Below are 22546 nucleotides of genomic sequence, written 5' to 3'. Positions count from 1 at the left end.
GACTGAGGGCGGGCCGTCTGGTGGCCTCAGGCTCTCAGCACGCAGCTTTCAACCCTCAACCATCTCACGCCGCATCGCGTGCCAGCAGGTAGATGCCAAAGATGAGGGAGCGGTGCAGGTCGCACCAGAGGAGGCTGATGAGGAGGACGGCGGTCATGAGTCGGCGCAGGGTGAGGGCGGGCTCTTTTGCGAGGGCCCAGAGGCTGCAAAACAACAGGGGAAACATGAAGGCCAGGCTCCGCTGGAGATCGAGCACCACGAAGCCGCATACCACGGCCCCGCAGAGGAGGGCGAGGAAGCAGAGGGCCCAGGAGAGATTCCGCACTGCGAACGCGGCGACCAGAGCCAGGAGGGGGAGAATCCACAGGGTCTCGAAGGCGCCAAAGAGGTGGTGGGGAATGTTGTGCCGGAGATGATGGAGGAGGACGTCCAGGGTGAGAAGGGCGCTCTGGTCATTCTTCAGCCCAAAGATGAGGTGCAGGGCAATCCTCGCGATGAGGTAGCTCGCGCAGGCCGCGAGGGTGGCCCACATGACGGAGGTGCGGGGCCACAGGGAGGAGAGCCGCCATGTTTCCAAGGTGCCGCTGCGGGAGGATTGGAGGAAGTAGATGATGCCGCCTGCCACCACGCCGCGTTCATCCGTGAAGGCCGCCAGAAACAGGCTGAGGAAGACCACGACGGGCCTCTGCGAGAGGGCTGCCACGGCCAGGAGGAGGTAGGCCACGCCATCGCCGTACAGCAACCAGAATTCTCCGAAGAACTGGTGCCCCGCGGCGCACGCGGCGTAGGCCCAGGTGAAGAGTGCCGCGGTCACCCTGTCGCCCGTGAGTTGCGATGCCAGCAGGCAGATGATGGGGAAGAAGATGGCGCCGCAGATGCCTGGCAGCACGATCCAGCTCCAGATGCCCAGCGGTGTGAGGCGGCTCAGCAGCGGCATGGTGAGCCGGTAGCTGGTCTTGTACAGGTGGGAGACTCGCCCGAGTTCGTCGCCCTGGTATTGCTCCAGCGGTTTGAGGAATTCGGTGTTGGGGGTCAGCGGATGATGTGCCTGCCAGGTGAGGAACTGGCTGTCGATTCTCTGCGGGAGGTCTTCCTGCCCGTGGTACTGCGGGAGGCGGCTCACCCATGAAATGAGAAGGGCGATGATGGCCACCAGGAGGAGCCAGGCGCGATGCCCCGTCAGTTTCGCCATCCTGCCATGGCATGCATCTGCGAGGCGGGAGAGTAAATGGCTGACGGTGCGATCAGGGCGATCAGGCATGGTGAAGTCACGGGTGCCGCTTGTCAGGCGTGGTGGCAAGTGTCACCGATTTCACAGGTGGTGAGACGTGCCACGAAAAATGGGGGCAGGAATGCCCCCACTCCTTGAGTGTTGCGAGCGGTTCGCTTCCGGTCACCGCCCGACTGTCGCACCGGCTGCCCTACTCCTTCACGTACTCGTCATACCGTGCGGCCATGGCTTTGGGCATGGGCTTGCCGTTGCCGAAGAAGAAGCGGTAGCGGAGCTGGAGGGATTCACCTTTGGCGAGTTTGTGGTCGCCGAGGTGTTCCTGGTCTTTCTTGGCTTCGAAGTCGTGGATGCCGAAGGGGTTCGCGGCGAAGAGGCCGTAGTCGCGGGCGTGCCACCAGGTGGGGGCGCGGAAGTTCTTGGGATGCTCGAACATGGCGATGCCGACGACGTTGCCTTTCGGGTCTGGTCCGTAGTAGGCGCACCAGGGAGAGCGCTTGCCCCAGACCTGCTTGCGCTTGTCGTTTTGGGCGTTGTAGGCGTTGCCGGTGTTGTCTTCCTTCTTGAACTCAAAGCCGGTGTTCAGGCGGATGGCCATGGTGCCTTCCTTGGTGTCGCCGAAGGTGACTTCGCCTTCGGTGGCCTGGAGTGTGATGTCGAAGTCGAGGAGTTTCTCGCCGTTGGGCAGGGCGGTGAAGGTGAACTTGCGGGTGTCGCTCAGCACGGCCTTGCCATCTGGGGCGACCCACTTGGTGGTGGTGGTGAAGGAGCCTTTGGAGCCTTCCGCCTTGAGGTCGCTCACGCCGGTGGACTGTTGCTTGCCGAAGTCCTTCACTTCCGCCCAGAAGTCGATGCCATTCACGTTTCCGTGGGTGAACCAGAGGCCGCGATGGTGCGGGTGGTCCTGGGCTTCGCCGGCGACGTCTTTGCGCATGGGGAAGTTGCGCACGACGTTTTCTCCCGCGCCGCCGATGACGGGGTAGAAGAAGGGACGCGGCACGTCCTTGGTCACGTACTCGGTGAAGAGCTTGCCATCGATGTCCACGCGCACACCGGCATCACTCTGCGTGAGTGTGAGGGTTTGCGCGAAGGCGCTGGAGGCAAGGGCGAGCAAGCCGCAGGCGGCTGCAACAAAGGGCAGGGGGTGGAGGCGTCGCATGAGGAGGAAGAGTAGAGGCGGGAGATGGGGGCAAGGCAACGGGAAGGGAAGAAAAATCCTTTCAACGCAGGGAATTCGCCGTGGAAAAAATCAGGCGCGTTTCGGGAGATGTGCCAGAGTCGCGCGCACTCTTCTTTTCTTCCCCCAATTCACAAAAAGATGCCCAGCGCGTACCAGTCCCTGAAGTCCGACTTGAAAGGCAACGCCCAGCACTGGCTGGTGACCGGAGGGGCGGGGTTCATCGGCTCGCATGTGGTGGAGCGTCTGCTACGGTGGGGGCAGCGGGTGACGGTGCTGGATGACCTGAGCGCGGGGAGGAAGGAGAACCTGCAACTCGCGGCCACGGCAGCGGCGGAAGGTGGCGGCACGCTGCGCATGGCCCACTTTGTGGAGGGAGACATCACGGATGAGCAGAAGTGCCTGCACGTGATCCAGGGCATGGATTACGTGATCCACCTCGCGGCCATGGGTTCCGTGCCGACCTCGATGGAGAAGCCGGACCAGTGCCATGACACGAATGTGACCGGCACGCTGAACATGCTGCTCGCGGCGAAGAAGGCGGCGGTGAAGCGCTTTGTCTTTGCCAGCAGCAGCGCGGTGTATGGCGACATTGTGGCGGATGCGAAGGTGGAGCGAAATATCGGCCGCCCGCTGTCGCCCTATGCTGCGAGCAAGCACGTGAACGAGATCGAGGCGCAGTGCTTCTTCATGGCCTATGGGCTGCAGACGGTAGGGTTGCGTTTCTTCAATGTCTTCGGCCCACGGCAGAATCCGAATGGCGCCTATGCGGCGGTGATTCCCCAGTGGATCTCCGCGATGAAGGCGGGACGCAATGTCTTCATCAATGGCGATGGGGAGAATACCCGCGACTTCTGTTTTGTGCGGGACGTGGTGCAGGCGCTCCTGCTCGCGGCGACCACGGAGAACGAAGCGGCCTATGGTGAAGTCTTCAACGTGGGCCTGGGGAAGGCGACGAGCCTGAATGAGCTCTTCGCAGTCTTGCAGACGGAAGTGCAGTCGCAGACCGGAGTGGAAGTGCCGGGTCCGGTGTTTCGTGAGTTCCGTCCTGGAGACATCCGTCACTCATGCGCGGATGTGACGAAGGTGAAGGAACTGCTGGGCTTCGAGCCGGAGTATACGGTCGCGAAGGGGCTGAAGGAGACGGTGGCGGGGTACTGATGGGGAGTGATGGAGTGATGGGGTGAGCTTCCAACGCATCTCACCCTTCATTCAAGCACTACTCCATTACTCCAGCACTCCATCGCGCTCACCCGCGTATCACCACAGCGCCATCGCCGGCGCCGAGCTCGCGCATTTTGTTGACGCACTGGATGAGTGTGTCCGCGGCCTTTTGAGTTTCCTCCATGGTGTTGAGGCGTGACCAGGAGAAGCGGAGGGTGCTGTTCGCGTGCTGGGCGTCGTAGCCCATGGCTTCAAGCACGTGGGAAGGGTGGAGTGCGCCGGTGTGGCAGGCGGAACCGGCGGAGCAGGCGACGCCGCGCTCATCCAGCAGGATGAGGAGTCCGGGGGCATCGATGCCGGGGAAGGTGAGGCTGCTGGTGGTGCCGAGGCGATGGGCGCTCTCACCATTCACGATGGTGCCCGGCAGTGCGGCGCGGACTTTGGATTCAAAGGCATCGCGCATCTCGCGCACCTTCACATCGCCACCGGAGGCGAGTTCTTCGCGCATGAGCTCTGCAGCTTTTCCGAGCGCGACGATGTGGGGCACGTTCTCCGTGCCACTGCGGCGTCCGCTTTCCTGGCCGCCGCCGAGCATCCATGGCTTGAAGCGCACACGCTTGCTCACATAGAGAGCGCCGATGCCCTTGGGCGCATGAAACTTGTGTCCTGCGAGGCTGAGATAGTCCACCGGCAGGTCCTTCAGCGAGATGGGCAGCTTCCCCACAGCCTGCACGGCATCCGTGTGGAAGAGCACACCGCGGTCGTGCACGAACTTCACAATCTCCTCGATGGGCTGGATGACGCCGGTTTCATTGTTCACCCACATCACGCTCACCACGGCGGTCTGGCCTGGCTGCACGCAGCGAGTCCACTCCTCGGGGTGCACGGTGCCGCCTTCATCCACATCCAGGAAGGTGGTGGGATTGCCCTCTTCCACCCAGCGTCTGGCGACTTCCAGCACGGCGCTGTGCTCGGTCTTCGCCGTCACGAGGTGGCGGCGATGTGGCGTGTGCAGCGTGAGCGCGGAGAAAATGGCGGCGTTGTTCGCCTCTGTGCCGCAGCTCATGAAGATGAGCTCCTCCGACTCGCAACCGATGAGCGTGGCCACCTGCTCGCGCGCGTGCTCCACGGCCTTCCGCACCTGGCGCGCCGCGCGATAGGAGGAGGACGGGTTCGCGTAGTGCTCCGTGAGGTAGGGCAGCATGGCCTCCACCACGCGGGGGTCGATTTGCGTGGTGGCGTTGGAGTCGAGGTAAATCATGGGGTGGATCCGCCGATATCAAAGGATTCGACATCTGGTGTCGAGAGGTTTGCTCGAAACTTGCGCGACAAACGCAAAATTAGACGGGGTGCCGCCCTGAAATCTTCACGAGACCCGCTGAGTCTCAGAATGATGCAATCTGCAAAATGCCGGTCGAGGCGATCACGCCGACTTGCTTCAGGCTCACGAAGAGGAGCTCGGCCATGCTCACGCGGTCTTTTTTGCGCAGCTTCCGAAGGTGACCGAGAAGCTCCAAAAGAAGAGCCCGCTCCCGCTCTTCGCGCTCCGGGAGGTCATCCACGATATCTGTGATGGCAATCTCCAGGGACTTCACATCATTGCCCGGTGCCAGGGCCATGAGGTAACGCCCGGCGCTGACCTCCACGAGATGCAGGAAGGGAATGCGGCGCAGCAGGGCGCTGGGTCCCACAACCAGAAGGCCGATGTCCGCCACCATTTCCACCACCTCCACCATGGAGCGCGGGGATTCATCCTTGCCCAGAGCGGACTTGGTGAGCTTCACAATCGCCTGGCTGCGGTCGCGGTCGATTTTGAGGAGATCGTTCAGCGTCTCCTCGGGCAGGGTGAGCGTGATCGCACGGCTGGGCACGCCGAATTTGGGAGGTCGCCCTCCGGCAGGACGTCTCTTGGCAGGTTGTTTTTTCGGGGCGTGCGCGTCGGGGGTCATCACAGGGAATAAACATTACGACGCATCCTCGCCATCCTCCGCAGATTCTTCCTGCCGGGGATGGTTGGCTGCTTCGGCGTTGCGTGCGAGGCGGGCGGCGTAGAAGCCGTCGCCACCGTCATCGCCGGGCTGGAGGCGGAATTCTTCCTCCAGCGTCCACTCGTCGCCATGCTTCTGCAAAAAGGCTCGCACCTGATCTTCGTTCTCGCTGCGGAAGATGCTGCACGTGGCGTACACTAGCTTCCCACCAGGGCGGGTCATGCGGGAGTAGCGCTCGAGGATATCCGCCTGCAAGAGGGTGAGGCGGGTGAGCTCCTCGGCATGCAGCTTCCACTTCGCATCGGGATTGCGGCGGATGACGCCGAGGCCGCTACAGGGTACATCCAGCAGCACGCGGTCGGCAGTTTCACGCAGACGCTTGATGGTCTGGGAGCCTTCGATGACCTTCGTCTCGATGGTATCCGCTCCGGCACGCGCGGCGCGTTTGCGCAGTTCCTTGAGCTTCCACTCCACCGTATCGAGCGCGACGATGCGGCCCTTGTTTTTCATGAGGGCGGCGAGGTGCAAGGACTTGCCTCCGGCACCGGCGCAGCCATCCACCACGCGCATGCCGGGGGCGACCTGGAGGAAGGGTGCGATGCGTTGCGAGCCTGCGTCCTGCACTTCGAAAAGGCCGTCCTTGAAAGCCTGCGTCTGGAAGACATTCTGGCGCTTCGTAAGCACGAGGGCATCAGGCAGCTCTTCACCCACGGGGCGGGATTCATAGCCCTCCTCTGTCAGCGCATGACAGACCTTGCCCGCGGCGGCCTTCAGCGTGTTGGCGCGGAGGAAGACGGGCGCGGGCTCATTCAGCATGGCCAGCGCATGCGGCCAGTCCTCACCCAGCTCGTCAGCTCCACGGTCGTGCAGCCAGTCCGGGAACGAGGCTCGGATGGCGGCAGGCACGGTGCGGGCGCGGCGACGCTGGAGCTTGTCCGTGTTGATCTCCTGGCACTCGGGCCACCCGGGGAGGGAGCCGTGCTTCTCAAACCAATAGACCGACCAGACCTGCCAGAGGCGGGTGGCATCCAGCGCATCCTTTTGCAGGTACTCCTCCGCAGGCAGGCCGGCGAGGTGCCAGTACCAGCGCCACCAGCGGATGGTGTCATACACGCTCTCGGCGAAGAGGCGGCGGTCGCGGGAGCCCCACTTCGGATGGGCGCGGAAGCGGCGTTCGATGACCTTGTCCGCATGGTAGCCGTCCAAGAAGACATCGGCGAGCGCTTCGATGACCTGGTCAATGATGAGGCGGGGAAGTTTCTGCGGAATCTGGGGCACCGTCTGCGCTAACACCGTTCTGCGGGGAGCGCCAGTGCGGAGTCCAAAGTAGCTCCGGCTTCAGCCGGATGATTCCTACAGATGCCGCCGGTACGCCAGTTCTCGGGAGCGCATTCTGGCATACTCCATGGCGGAAAATTTGTTTTCGCCGTCATCCGGAGTGAGAAAGACATCCTCGTCGTGGGTGGACCACTGGGTGAGCAGGTAGTCCGGGGCCATGCCGGGGGTCCAGAGCTCCAGCAGACCGGAATCGACCAGGGCCTTGGCTGCTTCGAGTGCCTCGCTGTGCGACTCGTGAGTGGTCACCGGGCGGCGGGCTCCATCCTCATGCTGCCGGGAGAATTCTTCAATGCATACCTGTATCGGCATGGACCTGAACATGTGCCGCGGTCGTGCAGAATGCGAGAAAATTATTTAGCGGCTGCAATATTTATGCATAAGTTTATATTCAGAGGTAATTCCTTATTTTCATTCATGTAAACGGAGCGGTCGTTGATTTGTTCCAAGCTCACGCCAACCTCTCCACACATGAAGCCACTTTTTTGGGTCGCTCTGGCCCTGCTCTCCGGGGCGTTTCCGCTGCATGGCGCGTCCGGCCCGACTTCGTACCAGGTTCCAATTGAGTCCCTCGTTGACGAGGCCATCCAGCGTCCCGGTGATGGCGCGCAGATCTGCGATGCGCCACCGCCGGTGCCTTATTCTCGCCCGCCGATTCCTGCGTACGGGCTCTCGATTTCGCAGAGCACCTTCCTCTCCGAACCCATGACGAAGCTGCTGCGCGCGCGGCGTGATGAGGTGGTGCAGGAATTGGGGCGCCGACTGGTGAAGCTGGATCTGCTGAATCCGCCCAAGGCGCCTGCGAAGCTCAAGAAGCCGCTGCTTCCCGCGTTGTATCCACCTGCGAAGCCTGATGAGGTGGACTTCGAAACGGAGACGGACCAGAACCCACGCACGCTTGGCGGGGTGATGCTGAGCATGGTGCTGGAACTCGATGCGGTGGAACTGCTGCCGCATCTGCTGCGCCTCGAAGAGCAACTGCAGCAGCTCAATGTGGCCGCGGACCGTGATGAGAAGGCTCCCATCCCGGTCATCGATGCCGGTGGCAGCACGATGTGGGAAGGCGCTGGGGAAGACTTCAAAGATGTGGAGGACTGGAGCAAGCTGCCGCCGAAGCTGAAACGGAAACAGCAGCTCTTTGACTCGATGGTGTTCGATCGCGAGATGCTCGGCGTGATGGTGGAGCTATTGCATCGCAAGGGTTATGCGTCCCTGTCCACTTCCACGCTGGGGCGCATTCGCACACTGATTCTGCAGCATCGGAAGCTGGATGAAGATTTGCAGAAGGTGCGCAGTGCGGCAGACATTCCGGAAGACCGGAAGCGCTCCATGGCCTTCGATAAAGATGCCGGGGTGCCCTACTGGCGCTGGCGCATCGTGCGCGTGCCTTATACAGAGGAGTTGCGCAAGGAGACACGCGACCTGGTGCAGGCTTATCTGGAGAAGAAGGAGCTGCCCGCACTGACGGGGGCGCAGGTGCTGGATCAAGCGATTGCCCAGCCGGGTGACTACAGCCAGATGTGTGGCCTGCCGTGCCCCATTGCGTTTGAGGTACCGCTGCCGGCGTATGGTTTGCTGGCGCCGAGGCATTATTCGGTGGGCGTAGACACGGCTACGAAGCTGCAAGCTTATCGTGTGGAGGTGATGCCGGTGCTGCTGGAGCGCCTGAAGAACATCGATGTGGCCAAGCTCGCGGGACAGGCAGGCAAACCCGCGCAGCGTGAGACGACCATTCAAAAGAGCGGGCTGAATCGACAGGCGTTGTCCGCGCCGCTGCTGGAGACGGTACAGGCCGTGCAAGGCGTGGAGTGCCTGCCGGAGCTGCTGCGCCTCGAAGACCAACTGCATGTGCTGCTCACGGCGGCGGAGAAGGACGCTACTGCGCCGCTGCCTGCGCTGGAGCTGGACAGTCCGGTCTCGTGGAATGAACGCATGGTGCGTGGAATGGGAGAGCCGCGGAAGGAGCAGACCTATGCTGCACGCATCTATCAGCGGGAAATCCTTGGGCTCATTGGACACTTGCTGCGCAATGAAGACTACTCCCCGATCAAGAATACCGCCGTGGAGAAGGCCTATCGTGAAGGACTGAAGAAAGTGGCCGCGAAAGCTGAGCTGAAGGAATTCAAGTCCGCGGATGACATTCCGTGGGAATCCCGCAACTGGGTGAAATGGGACGAGGAACTGAACATTCCTGTGTACGTTCGTGGTACCGTGGTGCAGGTGCCGTATACGGAAGCCACTCGCGAGGAACTGCGCAAGGTGGCCAGCGATTACCTCACCACCGTGCCCGTGGAAAAGCGTCTCGGTGCCAAGGTCATGCCCGTGGCTCCCGAGCCTGATGGTCTGTAAACCTGGAGCCGGGGTTGATAGTTTATGGTCGATAGTTGATAGCCTGAGTCCAAGGCAATCCGCAGTCTGGAACAAATCACCATGAGGATGGTCTTCAGATGAAAATATTTTCCGCGTTTTGCACACTCTCAACCATCAATTCTGCAATTGGGTGACAAGATGAAGCGCGCCGTCCGCAACTCCATGGTGGTCCGAACACTCCGTGTGCGGTCAGTGGCGTTGCTGGCTGCTGCCATATCTATCTTGCTTGCGATGGTGATGGGCCTACCGGGAGCGGTATCTCCCCTGCACGCCGAACCGCCCGCCCGTATCACGGGCAAGAACGGCCACGTCTTCATCGTCGTGCCTGAGGGCTCCTATGAAGTGGGAGCCAAAGGCCATGAGCGCAATCCACTGCGCACCGTCACGCTGAAGAGCTATGCCATCGCTGAAGCAGAGACGACGAATGCGCAATTTGCCGCCTTCGTGGAAGCCACCGGTTATGTGACCGATGCGGAGAAGCGCGGCTCTGGCAAGGTGGCTGTGGAAGGCATGCCCGACTGGGCCTGGGAACAAATCCCCGGCGCGCACTGGCGCAAGCCCTTTGGCGACAACGGCAAGTCGTGGGACGAACTGAAGGATCATCCCGTGACGCAAATCAGCGGTGCTGATGCCGCCGCCTATTGTGCATGGTTGGGTGGTCGTCTTCCAACATTACCTGAGTGGGAAGTCGCCGCCCGTGCCGGGAAGGCGACACGCTATCCCTGGGGGAACAAGTATGATGTGAAGCTGGCGAACACCTGGAATGGCGAGAGCCATATGAAGGACACCAAGGAGGACGGCTACCTCTACACCGCCCCGGTGAAGTCCTTCCCGCCGAATGCCTGGGGTCTGTATGATGTGATAGGAAATGTGTTTGAATATTGCACCGGCCTCCCCGCCGGCGCACGACCCGGTGAGGAGAAGCGCCTGGTGGCCGGACGCGGCGGCTCGTGGTGGTGCTCGGCGAATACCTGCAGCTTCTTCAACCTCGTGGACATCGGCCAGATGGATCGGCATGGGTCGCTGGCGAATCAGGGGATGCGGGTGGTGGTGGAGGTTCCGTAGTATTGGTGGAAGTCAGAACAACTGTTATGAAGCGAATTGAGGAGGGATACATCATTGGATGTCCCAACGGTAGGGCGCTGCTGCGTCGGCGCCCTGATCTCTGTGGGCTGAGGCGGAGTGGAACCGTGTGCTAGCCACTCGCGATATTCTATCACCCCTTTGCTCCGCACCTCCCGAGCCCCACCTAGTTTGGGCGCCGACGCAGCAGCGCCCTACCGATGCATGGGTATGCGATGTGATAGGCCGGAGGTGCGCTGGGATCCTGCGATCGCTTATGAGAGGTTATGTTATCATATCCCTCTAGCCTTCAGCTTCTCCAACATCGGTGCGCTCACGTGGTTTGGTGTGCCGAGAAAAGATTGGCGACTTCGTCGCGGTGGAGCGTGCAGCAGGCTGCACTTGAGGAAAGCGGCAGCAGGGCTGCGCGCAGTCCAGGGCCTTCGGCACAAGTGACCTCAATAGTGAAGGCGCTACCGGAGTGAGCAAGCTTCGCCGCCGAAGCTCGGCGGACTACTTTCCTTTTCCGCCCCCACTCTCCTCAAACAACCTCCGCCAGTGGTCGAGCCGCTCCTTCACTTTTAGCTCCATGCCGTTGTTAGACGGTTCATAGTACCTTCGTCCCTCGGGGAGATAAGCTTGGGGGATGTAGCCGGTTTCGCTGTCGTGGGAGTATTTGTAGTCCATCTCCTCGGCGGTGGCACCGGAGGCGGCGGCGAGTTTCTTCCGGGTCTTGGTACGCAGGTGCTTGGGCACGGCGAGGGTGCGGCCTTCCTGGATGTCCTTCAGCGCGGCATCGAGGGCGACGTAGGCGCGATTGCTCTTGGGCGCGGTGGCGAGGTAGACGGTGGCGTGGGCGAGGGGGATGCGGGCCTCGGGCATGCCGATGAACTCCACGGCTTGCTGCGCGGCCACAGCGACGCGGATGCCATTGCTGTCCGCCATGCCGATGTCCTCGCTCGCGGAGATGACGATGCGTCGTGCGATGAAGCGGATGTCCTCGCCGGCGTGCAGCATCTTCGCGAGCCAGTAGAGCGCGGCATCCGGGTCGCTGCCACGGATGCTCTTGATGAAGGCGCTGATGGTATCGTAGTGCGCATCGCCGTCACCGTCGTACACGATGGTCTTTTGCTGCACGCTCTCCTCCGCCACGGCGAGGTCGATGGTGATGCGCCCCTCCGCATCGGGTGGCGTGGTGAGTGCGGCGAGCTCCAGCGCGCTGAGGGCCTTGCGCGCATCGCCATCGGCAAAGGTGGCGAGGTGTTTGGAGGCCTCAGGCGTGAGCGTGATGGGCATGTCACCCAGGCCGCGGGCTTCATCCTGCAGTGCCTGTTGCAGGAGCCACTCCAGGTCCTCGATGGTCAGCGGCTCCAAGGTGAAGACCTGGGAGCGCGAGACGAGCGGGCTGTTGATGTAGAAGAAAGGATTGTGCGTGGTCGCGCCGATGAAGCGCAGCGTGCCGCGCTCCAGGTGCGGCAGGAGCACGTCCTGCTGTGCTTTGTTGAAGCGGTGGATCTCATCCACGAAGAGCACCGTGGTCTGGTTGTGCAGGCGCTGCAGCTTCTCCGCCGTCTCCGCCACGGCGCGGATGTCCCCCACATTGCTCTCCACGCCGCTCAGTGTGACGAAGCGCGACTGAGTCTCCTGGGAGATGATGGTGGCCAGTGTGGTCTTCCCAATGCCGGGTGGTCCGTAAAAGATGAGGGAGGAAAAGCGGTCTGCCTTGATGGCGCGGCGCAGCAGCTTCCCCTCGCCGAGGATGTGCTTTTGCCCCGCATACTCCTCCAGCGTGCGTGGCCGCATGCGCGCCGCGAGCGGGATGGCCCGGCTCACCTTCCGCGTGCCGCCCGCATCCGTGTCAGCGCCTACACCCCCATTCGCACCCGGGAAACGGGGCGGGGGAGCGGAGGTCGAGCTGTCGCTGGTGAAGAAGTCGTCGTCCATGAGGCGGGCACGTGCGCGTTCTGGGGATACACGCGGGAAGAGCAAGCTACCGCGCCCGGCTGGTATTGGCAAAGGGTGTGTGGATGGAGGGTGGATGACGATGACGATGACGGAATGGGAATGAGACACGAAGCGGGGCGTGAGCCCGCAGGGAGCGGGACTAGCCTAGTCCCCGGGGTCGGGAGCCTGGGTGCGGAGCGTCTTGAGGAAGTCACTCGTGACGTCGCCATGGGAAGAAGCGGAAGGGACGCCTTCGCCCTCTGTCAGCTGCTACGTGCTGCCGGGACTAGGCTAGTCCCGCTCCCTGCGGGCTGCCGCCTTCTGTCACCCGCTATGCGTGTATCGACCACCTCCCTTGGCCACCGCTCAACCACCCCAAACCCCTCTTCCCCCTTGCCCCGTGCCGTTCCCCGTACTAACCAACTGACAATGAAAATCTCCAAGAAGGCGGAATACGCACTGCGCGCGCTGGTGGCCATGAGCCGCAGCAGCGTGGGCACCGTCTTCTCCATCCAGACGCTGGCCACGGAGGAGAGCATCCCGCTGAAGTTCCTGGAGCAAATCCTCCTGGTCCTGCGCAAGGGCGGGCTGCTCACCAGCCGACGCGGCGCGGGTGGGGGCTACCAACTGGCGCGGGCGGCCTCCCGCATCTCCGTGGGCGAAGTCTTGGAACTCATCGATGGCCCCCTGCAACTCCTCCCCGGTGGCGATGGTGCTGGCAATGCCATCTCCCCCGGCCTCGTCTCCGCCTTCCGTGAGCTGAACGAAGACATCCAGCAAAAACTCAGTGCGCTGACCCTGGCGGATGTGCTGCAGCGCGAGCAGGCGCGTGGCGCGGTGAGTTTTGAGATTTGAGGCGCAGGCTGTGCGTGAGTTTGCGGTGCCAGGTGTGGCTCTGGACGCTTGAGAGCAGTTGACGCACTTATATCTCAAAGCGTTGGCTATGGAGTGGAGCATCATCTGCTTCACTCCATGGGTGTTGGTGGCATTCAAAGTCTGCCAACCGCCCTTCTATTATGAAAGGCGTGCGTCTCTGTGGCTGCAGCTTATTTGCTACCTGCTCAAGAGGCTGCTCACTCGCTTCACCAGGCCAGCTCTCAACTGAACGTTGGACTGCCAGGCGGGGACTGCCGTCGTCGTGGTGACTTGAGCGGCTTGCCAGTTCGTGGTCGTGCTCTGTGTTGGCGTATTCTGTCTTGTCTGATTGGCTGCGGGGAGACGGAGCCTTCCCGTCGTCCTACGCAGTAGGTCTTGTTCTTTCATCTGACGGCAAGGTAGCATGAAGGCGGCCAAGCTCCAAATGGTTGGAATTCATTCTTCTCGAAATGATCCGTCACATGAAATTGCTGGCGTCCAACCTCATCCGTGCTACGTTCCCTCTCAGTGACTTTCACATCGGGGGCGTCCTGGTTTCGACGGATGGTCTGAGGTGGAGGCTGCATGCCGCGGACGATGCGTCACCGCGTAACAATCGTGTCAAACCATAACTGCGAACTCTAACGAGCTTGCTCTCGCGGCCTAAGCGCCACGACGTGCCCCCGGTGAAGTCTGTGAACCGGGCGCGCGACTACTTACAGGCTGGCCTGACGGGCGGGCGACCGGCCCCAAGGCGAGACTAACAGGACGCTGGGAGTGGAGGATGCTGTGAGCCGCAGCCGCCACTTCGAGACCAAATGACTCACTACGCATGGAGACGCTTTCATTGATGGCGATTCGGACAGGGGTTCAACTCCCCTCGCCTCCACCATTTTAATTTTCAAGGTTTTACACCGTGGGAAAGTTGTTCTAAGAACAGGTGTGACTACGTACAGCGGCGAGTGAAGAAGTGTGGGCGCCGTTGGTTACCAGACTCGAAGAGGATCGAAAAAAGCTCAGCAATCCGGCGTCTCACGTCTCACATCACCAGGATGGCCAATGCGGATGTCCCTCTCGATGTCAGGAAGGTGCTGTCTGGGCATATCACGGATTCTGCAAATGGCTCGCTACGTCAGCCTTAGAGCTTGATACCCAGAAGCGAGCCGTTGCAAAGCTGCCTTTGTCGGAGGTGTCCAATCTTGTGCCTTCTGGAGCAATTTCTACTGACCTCCCTTGATCTGCAGGCTCCACATGAAGGTTCAGCCTGTCCGGATTTAAAGGAGCCAGAAAATCATCGGCCGTGCTATCAAGCTACTTGCACCGCTCGCAAGTAGCCCAATAACTCTCGTCCTATCAGATCACCGATCTCCGTCGTCTGGTGGCGAGCAAGACAAGGGCACCTACCAGGAGAACTGCCCGTGAAGGCTCTGGCACAGCGGCGATGGAGATGGTGCCATCCGTGTACAGTTTGCTGTAGTCCCAGCGATAATCAGTGCCATCCAAGATGGTGTCCAGTTCCAAGGTGGCAAAGCTCCCTGTAAGGCTCGTAAGACCTGTCCAGTCGAAGAGCTTCCACGTGTCTCCCAGTGCCCAAGCCACCATGTCGTTCACATCCACATCCAGCATGACATTGCTGCCGATGTTCACGGTTCCGGTCACAACCAGCAGGTCTGAAGCGCCTCCGCCAGTCCCTGCTCCATCGATCAGATCCATTTCCAGTGTGCTGTTGTTCGCGAATGCCAGTACGCCACCGGTAGTGGTGATGCTCAGGGTGGTTGCCGTGGGGAGCGCCGCAGAAGAATCGCCCACGGAGAGGATCCCTTGTACATTCACACCGGATGCACCCGTGCTTGTCAATCTGCCTGCTGCATCCAGTCTGGCACCGGATGCCACCGTGATCGATTGGGCGGTGGTGTTGCTGGCTGAGTAGGTCGTACCTCCCGAAAGCGTAAGAGCGCCTGTGAAGGTCTGGGTCCCGGTCATCGCCAGACGTCCTTGTCCAGTCTTCGTCATGCCCTGTCCTGCGGTCGTGCCGCTCAACGTCAAGGATGCCCCTGAGGCCGTATTCACTTCCGCGTTGTCGTCGGCAAGGGTGAGATTCGTGTTCAGGGTCACGGGCCCGGTTCCATTGACTGTAATGGCATTTTCATGGTTCAGAGTGAGTTCGTGTTCTGCATCATTCAGCAGAACTGCGGTACCCATGTTGAACTCAAGCGATCCCACGCTCATGTCTGCACCGAGCGTCATGTCTTCACTGTTGGTGGACGTCGTCGCGGAGAAAATGACCCTGGCATTGGCTCCTGGCACAAGCGGTGTATCCGCACCTGCAAGGTTGGTTGCCCAGTTGCTGGCAGAGGTTCCGTTGGAGATGGCCCACACATTCGCGCCCCCTGCGAATCCACCCTTCCAGTAGGCTTCTGTGAGCGCCGTAGCGGCGGTTACATTGAGCCAGACCGCATTCGCATCAAATTGAATGCCGCTGACGGTGTAGTTTGTCTGGTTGTAGAAATTGCCGAGCTGGTAGCTGGCACCTGCACCATTGAGGCCACCCGTGGCGGTGATCACATCGTAGCGCTGGGTATTGTAGGTGGCCCCGGTGATACCATAGACATCCACGGTGACATTGGCTCCAGTGGTGACAGCCGCAGCTTGTGTCACAATGATGTTCCCAAGTTCCACACCCACGCGTGAGTTGTTCTCCAGAGTGAGTGCCGCGCCACTCTTCAGGGTGAGATTGCTGCCCAGGGTTCCGCTGTTGTAGTTAAAGGTGGCGCCGCTCTTCACGGTGAGTCCGGATGTGCCTTGCAATGCGGTTGAGCTCGCGGCGGTCAGCGTGCCTTCGCTTACGATGGTGGCTCCAGTATAGGCATTGGTACCCGCAAGTACCAGCGTCTTGCCAGCGCCGGTCTTCGTCAGGTCTACAGCCGCACCGCTGGCATTGAGTTGTGCTAGATTGGAAAGGCGACCACTGATGGCATTGAATGTATCCACATTGATCGTGCCATTCGTCATATCGAGAGCAGCACCGTCCAGCGTCACCGTGCTCTTGTTCAGAGCGCCGTTGGCTCCGGCACCTTCGGTGATATTTCCCCCGACAGTCACGCTGCCCCCGGTGAGGTTCACCTCGCCGATGGACTCGCCAGTGCTGGAGGAAGTGTGCGTGGCTACCGTGATGTTGTTCGTCACGTTAGTCACCCCTCCCGAGATATTGAGCTGACCACGGATAAACGAGTTCACCCCACTGCTGGCATCCCTGTTCTCTGCGATGGAGATGTTGCCTGCGGTGAAGTTTCCCCCAGCCACATTCAGGGTGCCGTGGATCTCGTCACCCGGGTTCACGTCAGTGCCTGCGGTGCCGATATCAAAAGCCAGGCCCAGGTAGACGATGGTAGCGTCCACGGTACCTCCGTCAAAGGAGAGGACGCCGATACCGTGGCCAAGTGCATTTGATGCCACGGAGGCCGAAGCGCCGAGCACAACCTCATCCAGCAAGAAGTCCAGGGTGCCCCCTCTGAAATCAACTATGGCGGTGGGGTTGGACGAGCCACCGATGGCGCCTCCCAACTGAGGGGAGTTGTTGCCAAGGATCAGGTCGGCACGCCCCGTGCCGTTTGTAGCACGAATCTTCAATGTGGGAGAATCGACCAGCCCTTCGCGGAATCCCACATCGACAATGCTCCGCCTGGTGGCGAAAGTGATGGAGTTGGAATTCAGCACTGTATCCTGGCCGAAGTGGAAGAAGCTGCCAGAGGGGTGAGGCGAGGCATCTGCCCCACCAATGATCATGCGGTTGGCCGTAATGCGCGTGGAATCCGCCAGGGTGATTTCAAACTTTGGCAGTGAACCGGACGACTGGTTGATGATGTCAAAATTCCTCACCGTGGCTTCGAAGCGGGCCAATCCCGTCATATCAAGACGCATGACTGGATTGCCACCGGAGGTGTGCGTCATGACGAAGTCATTGTTGTTGGCGGCAGCATTGTTGATAATGAAGGAGCCCTCGCCTGTGATGCGCACATTTGTCTGGGCTCCTGAGCCACTCCCTGCGATGGCAAATGCCTGCGTGCCCGAGGGCGTGCCACTGATCGTGAGCGACTCTCCCTCTCCAATGATGACCTCGCTGTAGTCGGCGCTGTTGCTGGTGAATCTGAGGCTGCTCACCTGCTGGCTGTGGTCATTGAGTTCCAGGCGTCCCACCGTAGTGCCCACGCCAATGGTGAGATCTCCATTTGTGGAAAGGGCATTGTCCTGTCCCACGATGATGGTGCCCTGATTGATCGCCGTGCCACCGGTGTAGGTATTGGCGCCGGTGAGTGTTTGCGTGCCGGCACCGGTCTTCACCAGACGGATTTCTGCGCCCGCAGCACCATCCTGGATGATTCCTGAGAAGGTCGCGGATGACTGTCCATTTGCGCCAATGGTGAAGATGGAGGTCGTTCCGACAGCCGTGTTTGTGACCAGGCCCGTGCCCGTGAGGCCATCAATGGCTTCATTCGAGCCATTGAGATTGAGCACGCCACCGCTATTGATGAGCACATCGGACGTGTTGGCAATCTGATCGTGATTCATCAGCCGGACAGTGGCACTGGAGCCTCCGGAGTTTCCGATCTCGAGATCTCCAGTCACGGCCAGAGTGTTGGCGGATTTGGCCAGGTCCACGGTGCCTTCATGCACACGGAGTGTGCCGCTGTAGTCGTTGTCGATATTTCCTGCGAGGGTGACAGTGCCTCCTCCGGCCTTCGTGAAAGCATTCCCCCGGAGCTTGCCTGCGATGACCAGCTCTTCTGACGCTGCCACCTGGATGACGGGCGCGCCATTCGCGAGCATGAGATAGGTATTGAGATTGATGAGCCCCGCACCCGTGTTTACCGTGATAGCAGCGGCCCCGTTAAGCGTAAGCGTGTGCGAGAGGTCCTGAAGGAGCACTTCCGACGCAGTATTGAAGGTGAGCGTGCCGATGCTCATGTTTGCACCGAGCGTCATGGGATTCTCATTCGTGGCACCAGTCGACGAGAAGATCACATTGGTGTTTGCACCCGGTACGAGGGGGGTGTTCGTCCCCGCCTGGTCGCTGGCCCAGTTGCTTTGAGTGGTGCCGTTGGTCACGGCCCACACATTCTCCGCAGTAGCGAATCCGCCCTTCCAGTATGCGGTGGTGAGTTCGGCGGCGGATTGCATATTCAGCCACACGCGTGTCGCATTCCAGTCTACACCGGAGACGGTGGCATTGGTGAGGTTGTAGAATTTGCCGAGGGTATATGCGGTGGCGCCATCGAGACCGCTGGCCGCGGTGATGACGTTGTACTCCTGGCCATTGACGTAGGAGAAGCCCGAGATGCCGAAGACATCCAGTGTGATGGAACCACTCGTGGTCGCCGCACCCGTGACAGCGATCGTGTTTCCGACTTCCACGCCGATTGTGCTTCCGCCATTCAGGGTGATGGCAGCAACATTGAGATTGTTTCCGGCTGCACCACTTTGATATTCAAAGCTGGCTCCGGCGGCAACGGTGAGGCGGGAGGTGTTGCCCAGTGCCTCCTTGTTCGTCGCCCTGAGTTTTCCAGCATTGACGTTTGTGGTTCCGGAATAGGTGCTCGCCCCACTGAGCGTCCATGTACCAGTTCCCAGTTTGAAGAGGTTCACCGTGGCACCTCCAGTGCCGTCAATGTAAGCGCCGGAGATAAGACCGTCGCCCGCACCCATGAGTTGAAGATTGCGGCCTCCTCCGGTGGTGCCGCCACCTGACACCTGGCCGCTGATGGTCAGGAATCCAGTGTTCGACTCGATGTTGTAGTTGCTGCCGCCGGTGGTGAACGTCACGTTTCCAGCCCAGACATTGTTTCCGTCGAAGTTGCTGAGGGCTACGGCATTTGCTGTGGCCCCCTGGCGAGCGCCGATGGTGAGGGCATCACGGATGACGATGTTATTGGAAAGTTCGAGCCGGGCGCCGTTGGCAGAGTCTCCCGAGATGGAGGTGCCGCCGGCAGCGGAGCCAAGGCCGCCATCGGTGGTGACACGCAGAATGCCGCTGGCGCCCCCGACAGTGGTGGTGCCGGTGTATGTGTTGTTTCCATTGAGGATCACGAGGCCCGTGCTGGACTTTGTCAGTCCGACGCTGCCCGCGAGGTTCACATCCACAATGCCGTCCTGCATCTGAAAGGTTGCGGTGCTGGTGAGTGTAGAGCCTTCACCGATGATGCGACCGCCTCCCGCCACGGTGACTGTGCCCACTGAGTCATTGAACCCATGCATGTCCCACACTGCTGTAGAGCCGTTCACGGTGACGCCGCCGCTGGCGATGACGTTATTGGCACCATACTGCAGAGTGCCACCCAAGATGGAGGTCAAGCCTGTATACGTGTTTGCACCACTGAGAATCTGAGTGCCCTCGCCTGTCTTGGTCAGGGCCACGAGCATGGTCGGTGGCGAGGTTGTGTTTCCATTGGAAATGATGCCTGAGAAGGCTCCATCAGATCCACCGGCACCAATCGTCAAGGTGGCAGTGCCCACGACATTGCTGGAGATCGATCCTGAGCCATTGAGGCCATTGATGGTCTCATCGTTGCCGGCGAGTTGCAGCGTATTTCCCGTGTAGATGGTGACATCCATCTCATCCCCAATCTGTTCATCTGCCTGGAGGGTTACAGTGGCGCGGGCTGGGGAGGAGGGGGTTGCTTCGCCGATGAAAAGAGCGTCTCCTGTAAGGGCGACGGCTCCTCCCGTCTTGCCTAGTATCAGATTCCCTTGCTCCACACGGGTGGTGCCCGCCAGTTCATTGGACGCTGTGCCCGAGAGAGTCATGGTGCCTGCGCCGCGTTTCGTGAATCCATTTCCGGAAAGCTTGCCGGAAATGCCAAGTGTACCCTGTCCGAGCGAGGTTCCATCCATCATGCCGACCGTGATCAAGGGATTGTCCGCCTCGAGTTTCACGTTGGTGTTCAAGGCAAGCCCGCCAGTCAGATGACTCACAAAAATGGAGGCAGTGCCAGCTGTGGAGTCCCCGCCCACGATGGTGAGGGTGTAGTCATTGTCATTCACCGCAACGGCGCTCGAGCCAGCAGTGCCGCTGGCATTGCCGTCGACCGAGAGGCTGCGTATGCGCATATCATAGCCCAGCGCGGTATTCTGCATATAAGTTGTGTTCGCATTGTTGGTGGCGAAGATCACGTCCGTGGTCTCGCCGGGCACAATGCTCACCACGAAGTCACCGGCCCGGTCCACCGTCCAGTTGCTCTGCGCATTGGGAGGAGGCAAACCATTGGAGACGGCCCAGATATTTTCGAAGCCTGCATACCCGCCCTTCCAGTACAGGGTGTCGGGAACATCACCGGGGTCGAGCGCCACGAGATTTACAGAGATATTGTTCGCGGTGGTGTTGGAGCCGCCCACCAATGCGTTGGTCAGGCCGTAAAACTGGAACTGATAGTTCGCTCCATTGAGCCCACCATTGGTGGAGGTGACCAGATTGTAGGTGCCACCCGCATTGATATTCGGATTCCCCAGCACCTTCAGAATTACATCGCCGGCAGTAACTGCGGAGAAAGTGGCAATCGTATCCCCCACGCCAATGGCAAGGATGCTTTCATCTTGCAACGTGAGATTGAATGCCGTGCTCAGCGTTTGTGGTGTCGCGGAATTGGTGGCGAAAGTGAACTGCGCACCGGACTCCACCGTGATCTCCGGGAAGGTTCCGAGTGCGAGGCTGTTTCCGGCACGCAGAATGCCATCACTCACGACCACGACAGCGGCGTCCAGTCCACTATTCGCCGACATGATGGACGTGCGACCAGTGCCCGTCTGCCGGATGCCTCCTCCAGAGCCGGTGATGGATTCAGTCACCTGGAATTCATCACTCCGATGAAACGCGATGGCTCCACCCTGGAGCTGAATGCCCCCGGTGCCAATCGTGCCAGTGGTGCCGCCGGAGCCGATCTGAAGGACGCCTCCAGTCACACGCGTGCCACCTGTGTAGGTATTGATGCCATCAAGGACCAGCGTGCCTGCACCGCTCTTTGTCATCTGGCTGAGCCCGCCATTCACTTCACCCACATTCATCAGGGTACCTGATTGGAAATTGAGTGTGTCGATGGCATTCGTGGCGTCGCCAATGGCGTTTCCGCGCATATCCAGCACGCCGGTCCCAATGAGCTCAATGGTGGATGTGGCGGCTCCACCGCCATCGATGATATCTACGTTCGAGACAAACGTGCCGCCCTTGATCTCAAGTTTGCCAGAAGCTGTGCCGGTACCCGATTGCGAGGCGAGGCTGAAGCTGCCACCTGCATTGACCGTGAAAGTGCCGCCGCCAATCGAGAGCAGAGCCGTGGCTTGGCCTGTGCCACTACCCGTCTTGGCTGCCATGCTGATGGTGTTGGCCGTAAAGGTGCCTGCGTCGAAGTAGACATTACCACTCGCTCCACCAGCGCCGGAGCCGTCGCGCTTGCCCAAGGTAAGCACATTTGCTGTGACGGTGGCCACGTGGCCGCGGAGGTCCAGAGTGCCTGTGGGTGTGGCCGAGGTGCCACCGGTGCCATTGGTAGAGCCCGCAGTGATATTCGCAGCGCTGCCTGCCGTCTTTCCACCGATGGTGACGGTGCCCGCACTCCCCGGGGTTTGCGAGGCAAACGACAAGGTGCCAAAGGCCTTGGACAGACCGATATTCAGATTGGTAACGCGCAGGATGTTTTCCCCTGCACCCAGGGTCATGGTGCTGACGCTGGAGGCATTGGCACCATTGCTGTGGCCCAGTTGAATGTTATTGGCTGTGATCGTATTGGACGTGTCGGAGAGCAGCAAGTTTCCCGTGACCAGGGAACCGTAACCGATGCGTAGATCGGCTATGTTGGTGGTGAAGGCGCCGAGAGTGGAGAGATTCAGGGTGGCAGTGTGAGCGCTTCCAGAATTGATGGTGGTGAAGGGAAGGGCGATATCGACTACCGCAGTCGTACCGGTAAGGGCAAGGGTGCCACCACCGGTGAAGGCAACGTTGGTGGTCATGGCTGCGTTGGTGGCCGTGGATCCGAGGTCAATCCCGCCCGCGCCATCAATGGTGAGGGTAGCTCCACTATTGATCTGAACGGTATGGAATTGATTGGCTGCGGTATGATTGAACTGCAATGAACCTACCGAGGTGTTGACATCCACAATGCTGGTGACCGTGCCAGCCGTGGTGCTACTGCCCGTGGCACCGAAGGTAACGGTGGAACCCGCAGCAGGGATGCCGTCTGGGTCCCAGTTTGCGGCATTTCCCCAATTCAGGTTTGTCGCCGCTCCACCTGCATCCCACTGCTGGGCCGGTGCGGTAGTCGCCACCATCATCAACAAGCATGCCTGGAATGCAGCTTTAAGGGACAGATAGGAGGGAGGTTGCATGAGAAGTAGAGTCGGTTTGAGGGATGTCGAAAGTTTGTTCTTAAGCAGCTC

General features: G+C 60.5%; 12 protein-coding genes and 1 other RNA gene. 5 read left to right on the top strand and 8 right to left on the bottom strand.

The window, feature by feature from the left end:
* Window positions 1-64: 64 nt before the first annotated feature.
* Together DES53_RS10490 and DES53_RS10485 are read right to left on the bottom strand one after the other, a co-directional pair.
* On the bottom strand, window positions 65-1261 hold the full coding sequence (locus DES53_RS10490; RefSeq protein ID WP_147263331.1) for a hypothetical protein: 1197 nt from the start codon (window positions 1259-1261) through the stop codon (window positions 65-67).
* Window positions 1262-1421: 160 nt separating this feature from the next.
* On the bottom strand, window positions 1422-2387 hold the full coding sequence (locus DES53_RS10485; RefSeq protein WP_113958220.1) for a DUF6807 domain-containing protein: 966 nt from the start codon (window positions 2385-2387) through the stop codon (window positions 1422-1424).
* Window positions 2388-2546: 159 nt separating this feature from the next.
* Here DES53_RS10485 and DES53_RS10480 point away from each other — a divergent pair, with 159 nt between their 5' ends.
* Entirely contained in the window at window positions 2547-3566 is a 1020-nt protein-coding gene (locus DES53_RS10480; RefSeq protein WP_113958219.1) for an SDR family oxidoreductase, read from the top strand.
* Window positions 3567-3654: 88 nt separating this feature from the next.
* On the opposite strand, the gene DES53_RS10475 is transcribed toward DES53_RS10480, so the two are convergent.
* The 4 genes from DES53_RS10475 to DES53_RS10460 all read right to left on the bottom strand — a co-directional run bounded on the left by DES53_RS10475 (window position 3655) and on the right by DES53_RS10460 (window position 7204).
* Entirely contained in the window at window positions 3655-4830 is a 1176-nt protein-coding gene (locus DES53_RS10475; RefSeq protein WP_113958218.1) for a cysteine desulfurase family protein, read from the bottom strand.
* Window positions 4831-4954: 124 nt separating this feature from the next.
* Complete coding sequence (locus tag DES53_RS10470; protein ID WP_170157005.1) at window positions 4955-5440, bottom strand: hypothetical protein; 486 nt, start codon at window positions 5438-5440, stop codon at window positions 4955-4957.
* Between the two features lie 93 nt (window positions 5441-5533).
* Window positions 5534-6850, bottom strand: coding sequence for an RsmB/NOP family class I SAM-dependent RNA methyltransferase (locus DES53_RS10465; protein WP_245958133.1), 1317 nt, complete (start codon window positions 6848-6850; stop codon window positions 5534-5536).
* Window positions 6851-6910: 60 nt separating this feature from the next.
* Window positions 6911-7204, bottom strand: coding sequence for a hypothetical protein (locus DES53_RS10460; RefSeq protein ID WP_147263330.1), 294 nt, complete (start codon window positions 7202-7204; stop codon window positions 6911-6913).
* 159 nt (window positions 7205-7363) lie between these two features.
* Between DES53_RS10460 and DES53_RS10455 the strand changes: the two genes are divergently transcribed.
* Both DES53_RS10455 and DES53_RS10450 read left to right on the top strand, forming a co-directional pair.
* Window positions 7364-9241 (top strand): nuclear hormone receptor family protein, encoded by a 1878-nt coding sequence (locus tag DES53_RS10455; protein ID WP_113958215.1) that lies wholly within the window; start codon window positions 7364-7366, stop codon window positions 9239-9241.
* A 183-nt stretch (window positions 9242-9424) separates the two neighbouring features.
* A complete protein-coding gene (locus DES53_RS10450; RefSeq protein WP_211325513.1) occupies window positions 9425-10327 on the top strand; it encodes a formylglycine-generating enzyme family protein in 903 nt (300 codons plus the stop codon).
* Window positions 10328-10837: 510 nt separating this feature from the next.
* Here DES53_RS10450 and DES53_RS10445 read toward each other — a convergent pair.
* Window positions 10838-12268, bottom strand: a complete 1431-nt coding sequence (locus tag DES53_RS10445; RefSeq protein ID WP_113958213.1) for a replication-associated recombination protein A — start codon at window positions 12266-12268, stop codon at window positions 10838-10840.
* Between the two features lie 429 nt (window positions 12269-12697).
* Here DES53_RS10445 and DES53_RS32915 point away from each other — a divergent pair, with 429 nt between their 5' ends.
* Together DES53_RS32915 and ssrA are read left to right on the top strand one after the other, a co-directional pair.
* On the top strand, window positions 12698-13123 hold the full coding sequence (locus tag DES53_RS32915) for an RrF2 family transcriptional regulator (RefSeq protein ID WP_170157004.1): 426 nt from the start codon (window positions 12698-12700) through the stop codon (window positions 13121-13123).
* A gap of 542 nt (window positions 13124-13665) precedes the next feature.
* Window positions 13666-14015: a transfer-messenger RNA gene (gene ssrA, locus DES53_RS10435) on the top strand.
* A 461-nt stretch (window positions 14016-14476) separates the two neighbouring features.
* Here ssrA and DES53_RS10430 read toward each other — a convergent pair.
* The gene (locus tag DES53_RS10430) at window positions 14477-22495 is read right to left on the bottom strand and encodes a beta strand repeat-containing protein (RefSeq protein WP_113958211.1); all 8019 of its coding nucleotides are present in this window, start codon (window positions 22493-22495) and stop codon (window positions 14477-14479) included.
* Window positions 22496-22546 lie beyond the last annotated feature (51 nt).

This window comes from Roseimicrobium gellanilyticum (assembly GCF_003315205.1).
In the GTDB taxonomy this organism is placed as follows: Bacteria; Verrucomicrobiota; Verrucomicrobiia; order Verrucomicrobiales; family Verrucomicrobiaceae; genus Roseimicrobium; species Roseimicrobium gellanilyticum.
This window is presented reverse-complemented; position numbering and strand designations above follow the sequence as displayed.

Excerpts from the sequence above, each read along its gene's own strand:
- DES53_RS10490 (WP_147263331.1), bottom strand. The coding sequence starts at position 1,261 with ATGCCTGATCGCCCTGATCGCACCGTCAGCCATTTACTCTCCCGCCTC.
- DES53_RS10485 (WP_113958220.1), bottom strand. The coding sequence starts at position 2,387 with ATGCGACGCCTCCACCCCCTGCCCTTTGTTGCAGCCGCCTGCGGCTTG.
- DES53_RS10480 (WP_113958219.1), top strand. The coding sequence starts at position 2,547 with ATGCCCAGCGCGTACCAGTCCCTGAAGTCCGACTTGAAAGGCAACGCC.
- DES53_RS10475 (WP_113958218.1), bottom strand. The coding sequence starts at position 4,830 with ATGATTTACCTCGACTCCAACGCCACCACGCAAATCGACCCCCGCGTG.
- DES53_RS10460 (WP_147263330.1), bottom strand. The coding sequence starts at position 7,204 with ATGCCGATACAGGTATGCATTGAAGAATTCTCCCGGCAGCATGAGGAT.
- DES53_RS10455 (WP_113958215.1), top strand. The coding sequence starts at position 7,364 with ATGAAGCCACTTTTTTGGGTCGCTCTGGCCCTGCTCTCCGGGGCGTTT.
- DES53_RS10450 (WP_211325513.1), top strand. The coding sequence starts at position 9,425 with ATGGTGGTCCGAACACTCCGTGTGCGGTCAGTGGCGTTGCTGGCTGCT.
- DES53_RS10445 (WP_113958213.1), bottom strand. The coding sequence starts at position 12,268 with ATGGACGACGACTTCTTCACCAGCGACAGCTCGACCTCCGCTCCCCCG.
- DES53_RS32915 (WP_170157004.1), top strand. The coding sequence starts at position 12,698 with ATGAAAATCTCCAAGAAGGCGGAATACGCACTGCGCGCGCTGGTGGCC.
- DES53_RS10430 (WP_113958211.1), bottom strand. The coding sequence starts at position 22,495 with ATGCAACCTCCCTCCTATCTGTCCCTTAAAGCTGCATTCCAGGCATGC.